Raw genomic sequence first — 1,142 nt, 5'->3', positions numbered from 1 at the left:
TAAAAGCAAACCAAAATGAAGAAGACAACAATCATGTTCGCCATTATGCTGGGCGTAGCCTGCACTGCATCAGCGCAGAAGACAGGCAAGAAAAAAGCGCAGAAGTCTGTAAAGACTGAGCAAGTAAGCAATGTTTCTTCCGACCAGGAAGAGAAACTGACCTTGACCAAGGAGGTGTATCCGCAGAAGGAAGAGAACAGCAATCTCTATCATGGCTTGACCAAGAAGCTGACCTTCGACCGCATGATTCCACCTCATGGTTTGGAAGTGACTTATGACAAGACGGTTCATATTCTCTTTCCTGCCTCTGTCAAGTACGTTGACTTGGGTTCAGAGGATTTGATAGCTGGCAAGGCGGACGGTGCGGAGAATGTTATCCGTGTAAAAGCAGCCGTGAAGAACTTCAAGAAAGAGACCAATATGAGCGTCATCACGGAGGATGGCTCATTCTACACATTCAATGTGAAGTATGCCAAGGAACCGCTCATGCTCAATATCGAGATGGCTGACTTCATCCATGACGGTGAGGCGGTGAACCGTCCGAACAATGCGCAGGAGATTTATCTCAAGGAGTTGGGCAAGGAAAGTCCCATGCTGGTACACCTCATCATGAAGTCCATCCACAAGGAGAACAAACGCAAGGTGAAGCACATCGGCAGCAAGCGTTTCGGAATCCAGTACCTTTTGAAGGGCATCTATGTACACAGCGACTTGCTGTATTTCCACACAGAAATCAAGAACCAGAGCAACGTGCCGTTTGACGTGGACTATATCACGTTCAAGGTGGTGGACAAGAAGGTGGCGAAGCGAACCGCCATTCAGGAGCAGGTGCTTCTTCCTGTCCGTGCCTACAACTATGTGGTGCGTGTGGCTGGCAAGAAAACGGAGCAGACGGTGTTCTGTTTGCCGAAATTTACCATTCCAGACGACAAGGAACTTGTCGTGGAGATGAATGAGAAGGAAGGCGGTCGCCATCAGTCGTTTGTCGTGGAGAACAGCGACTTGGTGCGAGCTTTGACAATCAACGAACTTAGCGTGAAGTAACGGATGAAAAGAAGAAACATTGCAATCATGGCGATGCTTGCCCTCACCGCAGGGCAGGCATTCGCCCAACGATGCCTTCCTCAGATGAAAGGCATCGA

1 protein-coding gene is annotated in these 1,142 nt (G+C 49.0%); it reads left to right on the top strand.

Going from position 1 to position 1,142, the window contains the following annotated elements; translation table 11 throughout:
- Positions 1 to 15 precede the first annotated feature (15 nt).
- Positions 16 to 1,044, top strand: coding sequence for a conjugative transposon protein TraN (traN, locus tag GH664_RS24045; RefSeq protein WP_118430442.1), 1,029 nt, complete (start codon positions 16 to 18; stop codon positions 1,042 to 1,044).
- Positions 1,045 to 1,142: the final 98 nt, after the last annotated feature.

The organism is Thauera sp. 2A1, assembly GCF_009469595.2.
Taxonomy (GTDB): Bacteria; Pseudomonadota; Gammaproteobacteria; order Burkholderiales; family Rhodocyclaceae; genus Thauera.
This window is presented reverse-complemented; position numbering and strand designations above follow the sequence as displayed.

Bases quoted from the DNA above. Each gene is read 5' to 3' on its own strand.
- traN (WP_118430442.1), top strand. From the start codon at position 16: ATGAAGAAGACAACAATCATGTTCGCCATTATGCTGGGCGTAGCCTGC.